Raw genomic sequence first — 6,581 nt, 5'->3', positions numbered from 1 at the left:
GCCACGCACCCTGAACTGGCGCGACCTCGAGCGAGTCCATCGTCGGGCATGGCTCGACCGTTCGGCGCGAACGCCGCGGGTCAGATCAGCGATGTCAGAGATGGAGGGGTCGCGAGGTCAGCGCGTACTCGGCGCTCCGTCACACGCGGGAGGCTGGAGATCCGACGGGGCTGAAACGGCATCGTTGGAAAAAGAAACGTGCTGCAATACCGCGCTGAGTCCGTAAGACATGATACCTCCCCGTCCTGCCGTGATCGCTCACGACAAGGTCCTGCGTGTCCTGAAGACAACCGCGCCGTACTCCTGTCGCGGATGTCTGCCCAATGTACTCGTCGTCCGCTCGACTTCGCCACCTTGCGTGCCGGGGTAACTTCGCGATGTCTCTCATTTGCGCTTGGCGCGAGCGAGGAGATCCCGCTTGGAGACATTCAGACAAAGAGCTACCATTCCCACATTGCTGTGGGTTTTGAACCGACATCACTTGTTGAAGCGTCGCCTACGTGCCTACCGCCGCCGATCTGCACGTTCGCCCCGTTTCCTAAACCGCGCTGGTCTCAAGATCGTGGGCGCCGCTGACTGGGTTAAGGAATACACTAAGCGGAAAGACTCGCAACGAAATTGATTCACAGTTGAGGCGTCAAAAAACTTGACCTCGGTTAATGCCGCACAGGAGTTGTTCACAGGCTCCGAAGCAAGTTTTTGAATCCGTGCACAGAATCGAGAAGGCCGCGCGTCATGTGACAATTCTCGTTCAGCGCCAAATTTTTTTTATAAATTCGTCATGCGCCCGACGTGCGGGCGAATTTTCCAAATGCTTGTCGCTGCTATGTAGATAAGTGATTATCGAGTCATCGCTTTTCGAGACTCGTTTTGCAGGGTAACTCCACACTCGCTCGCGTTCCGGTGAATCTACGGTGTGCAGAACTCTCATCGGCCACCGATTCAATTCGCGCCCGCGGCACAGGGGTTTTTGCAACGCAGTGAAGTTTCCACTGTTGCAGAACATCGGCAGGTAGAACTACGGAACGAAAACTGACGCAGACGATTTAAATCGTCCAAGCGAGGCGTGAGCATCGCGTGACTGCTGGCGTGAAATTATGACAGCCAACAAAAAAGCCCGGCGTGAGGCCGGGCTTTTTGACGCGCTGACCGGATCGACCGATCAGACGATGTCGCCAAGATGACTTGGCAAGATTTACTTCGCGAGCTTGGCGATCTGCGCGGTGAGGCGCGAGACTTTGCGGCTGGCGTTGTTCTTGTGAATGATGTTGCGCTGGGCGGCGCGCATCAAGGCGGGCTCGGCAGTCGCGAGTGCCTTCACGGCAGCGGCGCGATCGCCGCTCTTGATGGCTTCCTCGACAGTGCGCACGGCGCCACGCATCTGGGTGCGGCGCGACTTGTTGACGGCGGTGCGGCGGGCGATCTTGCGCGTCGCTTTCTTGGCGGAAGTGGTATTGGCCATGGTCTCAATGTCCTTTGCGGGTACCGGTCGCGTCTTGGTCGGGTAGCGCCGGCTTGCTTGACCGCGTAATCGACGCTCGGATTTAGGGTGTTCGGTTGCTGGGCCGTTCCCGGAACATGAGCGACCGCCTTGCGGCTGTCTCTGAGGCTCCACGGTGACTTCAAGCTCGAGAGAGTCCTGAAGCCCAAGGTGCCTGCAACTGCTCAAAGAACAGCGGCGGCGGGATTGCGCCCACCGCCAGTTGGCGCCCTTATAGAGAGGGTCTTTCGCACCGTCAACGCTTTCGGGGGCTGGAAACGCGCCTTTGGCGGGCCGGTTTGGTGCCGTAACGCCCTGAAGAGGTTGAATTTCCGCCGTCGCCCGGCTATTGGCTGGCATCGTTTCGCAAGGTCGTCCGGTCGGGCGACCATCGTAGGTGAGGCATGATCCGCGGCTTTTTCCGACTGATTGGGCTGTTGCTGCTCGCCGGCGGGTTCATCTTCATGGTCTATGACGGCGCCCGCTGGGTGGCCGACCAGACCCTCAAATTCACCCGTTTCGGCCAGTTCTGGAACGACATCAATCAGGCCAGCCAATCGGCCTTCCGCACCTGGGTCGAGGCCAAGGCGCCTTGGCTCTGGACCTCGGTGATCCGCCTGGTGCTGGAGCAGCCGGTCTTCGCCGTCCTCGGCATTTTGGGCATCCTCCTGATGATCCTGTTCCGCCCGCGCAAGCCCTTGATCGGCTATTCCCGGGATTGAGCTTTCAAGTTCCGCTGGCCGCCGCGTAACAGCGCTGCCTCTTGCCGCGTAGAGCCCTATATTCCCACCTCATCGCGAGCACGCGCCTGGTCTCCCGACTGGCTCAGGCATGCGCTCGCTTCGGAGATCCATCATGCTGTTCATGCGCAAGACCACTGCATTGCCGAGCGCAGCTGACGCGCTGCCGGGCCGTGCGCAGGCCATCCCGACCGCGACCACCCATTTCGTCAACGGCGCAAAGCTGAAGCCGCCTTATCCCGCCGGTCTCGAGCAGGCATTGTTCGGCTTAGGCTGCTTCTGGGGCGCCGAGCGCAAGTTCTGGCAGCTTCGCGAGGGCATCTATGTGACGGCCGTCGGCTATGCCGGCGGTCACACGCCGAACCCGACCTATGAGGAGGTCTGCTCGGGCCGCACCGCCCACACCGAAGTGGTGCTGGTCGTGTTCGATCCGAACAAGATCTCCTACGAGACGCTTCTGAAGACTTTCTGGGAAAGCCACAACCCGACGCAGGGGATGCGCCAGGGCAACGACGTCGGCACGCAATACCGAAGCGCGATCTACACCACTTCCGATGCGCAGAAGCAGGCGGCCGAGCAGTCGAAGGCGCTCTATCAGAAGGCGCTCGCAGCGAAGGGGCTCGGTGCCATCACCACCGAGATCGCGCCCGCCGGTGCGTTCTATTTCGCCGAGGACTACCATCAGCAATATCTGGCGAAGAATCCCGCCGGCTATTGCGGCCTGGGCGGCACCGGCGTGTCCTGCCCGATCGGCGTTGGCGTGAGCGCGTGAGCTAAACGACGTGTCTTGCTTACCCTCCCCTGGAGGGGGAGGGTCGGCACGCGATCGAGCGAAGCGAGATTGCGTGACGGGGTGGGGTGATCTCTCCACTCGGGCACTGTTCGTCGCGGAAAGACCGTCACCCCACCCCGCTCGCGCTACGCGCGATCGACCCTCCCCCTCCAGGGGAGGGTGGCACCGTCATCCCTCCACTCAACGCTTTATTAACCATACCCGGTGCATCAGTGGAGCTGTCTCGTTTCGAGGGATGGGTCCGGTGCCGGTTGCACGCGCGTTTCGATGGTCGAACTTGGCGTCCTTGGCAGCGTCCGCCGCGCTGGCCCTTGGCGGCTGCATGCAGACCGCAACCCCCGTCGCGATGGTGCAGCCTCGTCCCGATCTCGATTCCATGGCCTACGGCCAGCCCTACGGCGTGCCGCAGCCGGTGGTCGTCGCCAACAACGGCGGCGGCGCCATCGCAGCCTTCAGCAATTCCTTTGCCGCCTCGCCCGCGCCGATGCCGGTCGGCTACGCCGCGCCGATGGCGGCACCGGTGCGCAATGGCGCCTCCTACCATCTCGACGCCGGCGACAAGCTTCGCGTCGTGGTCTATGGCCAGGAAGGTCTCACCAACAGCTATGCGATCGATGCCGGCGGCTCCATCACCATGCCGCTGATCGGCGCGGTGCCGGCCCGCGGCCGCACCACGGCAGGGCTGGCCGGCGAGATCGCCGCACGCCTGCGCAACGGCTACATCCGCGAACCTTCGGTGGCGGTCGAGATCGAGACCTATCGTCCGTTCTTCATCCTCGGCGAGGTCCTTGCGCCCGGCCAATATCCTTACGTGCCGAACATGACGGTCGAGAGCGCGGTCGCCATCGCCGGCGGTTTCTCCCCGCGCGCCAAGCGCGACGTGGTCACGGTCACGCACAGCGAGAACGGCGGCGCCATGCGCGCGGTCGTTCCGCTCGGCACGCCGCTCGCACCGGGCGACACCGTGTTCGTCGGCGAGCGCTGGTTCTAGGGTTCTCTCCTTCTGTCATTCCGGGGCGCGACGAAGTCGCGAGCCCGGAATCCATTCATCCACAAGCGCTGACGCTCGATGGATTCCGGGCTCGCGCTGCGCGCGCCCCGGAATGACGGTGGAGAAACCCGCACTCTATTTCAAATGCTTCGCGAAGAACGCCATGCTGCGCGGCCAGGCGATGTCGGCGCTGGCCTTGTCGTAGCTGGCGCGCTCGTCGCAATGGAAGCCGTGCTGGGCGCCCGGATAGATGTGGACTTCGACCTCGGGCCGCTTCGCCTTGACGGTCTCGACGTCGGTGAGCGGAATGCCCGCATCCTTCTCGCCGAAATGCAGCTGGGTCGGCACCTTCGGCGTCTCGTCGGCGAAGCGCACGACGGCGCCGCCGTAATAGCCGATCGCGGCCTTCAGGCCGGTCAATCGCGTCGCCGCGACGAAAGCGATGCTGCCCCCTAAGCAAAAGCCGATGATGCCCACGGGCCCGGTGCTCTTCACCGCATCGATCGCAGCTTGCGTGTCGCGCAGCATTGCCGCCCAGTCCGGATTGGCCACGAACTTGCGCGCCTCCGCGATCTCGTCGGGCGAATAGCCCGACTGGAAGTTCGGCGCCGTCCGGTCGAAGATCGACGGCGCGATCGCGACATAGCCTTCCCCGGCAAGGCGGTCGCAGACCGAGCGGATGTGGTGATTGACCCCAAAGATCTCCTGGATCACCACCACCGCGCCCTTCGGCGTGCCGGCGGGGTCGGCGCGATAGGCGCCGAGCTGGAAATTGTCGGAGGCCGTCAGCTTGATGTCTTGTCCCACGCGGGTTGTCCTTCTTGGTTGTTACGAACTCAGGCTCTCAGGATGACGGTCATAGATGAGAGCTCGCTGCTTCAACACCGTCATTGCGAGCCACCGGGTCCGCGCAAAGCGCGGCCCGATGACAGGCTCCGCGAAGCAATCCAGAATCCCTCCGCGGAAGCAGCCTGGATTGCTTCGCTGCGCTCGCAATGACGGAGTATGGTGTAGGGCCATTGTCCGCCAGCCAGCACCTCAAATCCTAGCGATAGCTTCACATTCTCTCAGGATGAAGCGCAGCACCTCACTCCCACATCCAGTTCTCGCCGTAATCCTCCTTCCATCCGGCCAGCCGTCCGTGACGGAATTGCAGGAACAGGCGGTGGCGAGAGGGGATCAGGCGGCTGCCGCCGATGTTGCGCAAAGCGAGATAGATCTCGTGGCCGGGACGTCCCCGCACATATTGCAGCGGCTGACCGAGCGCGCGTGCGGTTTGTTCGGCATCCATGCCGAAGGCGAGCGGAATGTTGTTCGACAAGGTCGTGACGAAGGGCTGGCGTGGCGGCACGGCGCCGATCGGCTCGGCCTGCGCAGATAGCGACAGCAGCATCGTGCCCGCAGCCAGCATCATCAGCTTCATCGCCCGTGTCCCTGCTCGATCGCCCTATGCCGGCAAGTTCTTCAGGAAAGGCGCGACCGCGTCAACAAAAGCCTGGGGTTGATCGATGTTGACGGCGTGTCCGGCGGCGGGGATCACGACCTTTTGTGCGCCGGGGATTTTTGCCGCCATGTAGTCGGACGCGGCGAGGAACGGCGTGTCGTCGGCGCCGACCACGATCAGGCTGGGCACCCGGATGTCGGGCAACAGCTCCATCACGCGCGCATCGCGCTGGGTCAGCATGCCGCGCGCGGCAAGCGCCAGTCCCCTGGCGTTGCGATGGCGCGCGGTGGCGCGCTCGCGCGTCGCCGCCTTCAACACGTCGAGGCCTTCGCGGTCGAGCCGCTCTGCGGTGGCAAGCGCCCGCGCGTTCCAGGCCTCGCGCGCATCGTCCTTCCTGAAGCCGGGGCCGGTGTCGATGATCAGCAGCGCGCGGGCCCGCTCCGGATGTGCGCGATAGAACGCGAGCGACATGTAGCCGCCGAGCGAAAGCCCGCCGATGATGGCGCGCTTCGCACCAACCGCATCGAGGATCGCCGCCATGTCGCCGATCGTCAGCGCTTCGCTGTACGCGTTCGCATCGTCGGGATAATCGGACTGGCCGTGACCGCGCATGTCCCACAGGATCAGCTGGTGATCCCTGGCCAGCGCATCGATCTGCCCATGCCACATCGCCGATGTCGAGGAATAGCCGTGCGTGAGCAGCAGCGGCGGCCCGTTGCCATGAACCTCGTAATAGATCCCGACGCCGTCCCGGTTTATCCTTGGCATTGTTTCCCGCCCTTTCTTTTCCTCGCCACTAACTCGGTGCTTCACCCTCCCCTGGAGGGGGAGGGTCGGCTCACATGGAGCGCAGCGAAATGTGAGACGGGGTGGGGTGACGGTCTTTCCACATCCAACAGTGCCCGTGTGGAGAGATCACCCCACCCCGCTCGCGCTTCGCGCGATCGACCCTCCCCCTCCAGGGGAGGGTAAGGGTTTGCGTGCGGCTGCACTCTAGCTCGCCAAGTTACCTCGAAGAAACCGCTCGAACGCGATGGCACGCATGCCTGACGCACGCGCTGTTGTGTCCAGTGGCTGCGTCGCCGCCCTTGGCGCGGCGCACAACGGGCGAGTGTGGCGGTCGATTTTTCGAC

General features: G+C 63.4%; 7 protein-coding genes. 3 read left to right on the top strand and 4 right to left on the bottom strand.

The window, feature by feature from the left end:
* Positions 1-1,195: 1,195 nt before the first annotated feature.
* On the bottom strand, positions 1,196-1,462 hold the full coding sequence (rpsT, locus tag ACNJYD_RS38110) for a 30S ribosomal protein S20 (RefSeq protein ID WP_024338506.1): 267 nt from the start codon (positions 1,460-1,462) through the stop codon (positions 1,196-1,198).
* A gap of 422 nt (positions 1,463-1,884) precedes the next feature.
* On the opposite strand from rpsT, the gene ACNJYD_RS38105 reads away from it, so the two are divergent.
* The 3 genes from ACNJYD_RS38105 to ACNJYD_RS38095 all read left to right on the top strand — a co-directional run bounded on the left by ACNJYD_RS38105 (position 1,885) and on the right by ACNJYD_RS38095 (position 4,004).
* On the top strand, positions 1,885-2,202 hold the full coding sequence (locus ACNJYD_RS38105) for a hypothetical protein (protein ID WP_025033220.1): 318 nt from the start codon (positions 1,885-1,887) through the stop codon (positions 2,200-2,202).
* A 133-nt stretch (positions 2,203-2,335) separates the two neighbouring features.
* Positions 2,336-2,992, top strand: coding sequence for a peptide-methionine (S)-S-oxide reductase MsrA (gene msrA, locus ACNJYD_RS38100; protein WP_260381367.1), 657 nt, complete (start codon positions 2,336-2,338; stop codon positions 2,990-2,992).
* A 265-nt stretch (positions 2,993-3,257) separates the two neighbouring features.
* The gene (locus ACNJYD_RS38095) at positions 3,258-4,004 is read left to right on the top strand and encodes a polysaccharide biosynthesis/export family protein (RefSeq protein WP_439364988.1); all 747 of its coding nucleotides are present in this window, start codon (positions 3,258-3,260) and stop codon (positions 4,002-4,004) included.
* Positions 4,005-4,139: 135 nt separating this feature from the next.
* On the opposite strand, the gene ACNJYD_RS38090 is transcribed toward ACNJYD_RS38095, so the two are convergent.
* From ACNJYD_RS38090 to ACNJYD_RS38080, 3 genes are all read right to left on the bottom strand, one after another.
* The gene (locus ACNJYD_RS38090) at positions 4,140-4,811 is read right to left on the bottom strand and encodes a dienelactone hydrolase family protein (protein ID WP_439364986.1); all 672 of its coding nucleotides are present in this window, start codon (positions 4,809-4,811) and stop codon (positions 4,140-4,142) included.
* Between the two features lie 280 nt (positions 4,812-5,091).
* On the bottom strand, positions 5,092-5,427 hold the full coding sequence (locus tag ACNJYD_RS38085) for a hypothetical protein (protein WP_212255616.1): 336 nt from the start codon (positions 5,425-5,427) through the stop codon (positions 5,092-5,094).
* Positions 5,428-5,451: 24 nt separating this feature from the next.
* Positions 5,452-6,216 (bottom strand): alpha/beta fold hydrolase, encoded by a 765-nt coding sequence (locus tag ACNJYD_RS38080; protein ID WP_212255618.1) that lies wholly within the window; start codon positions 6,214-6,216, stop codon positions 5,452-5,454.
* Positions 6,217-6,581 lie beyond the last annotated feature (365 nt).

This window comes from Bradyrhizobium sp. SPXBL-02, from assembly GCF_051853065.1.
GTDB lineage: Bacteria > Pseudomonadota > Alphaproteobacteria > Rhizobiales > Xanthobacteraceae > Bradyrhizobium.
Note: the sequence above shows the minus strand (reverse complement) of the source record. Positions and strands in the feature narration are given on the sequence as shown.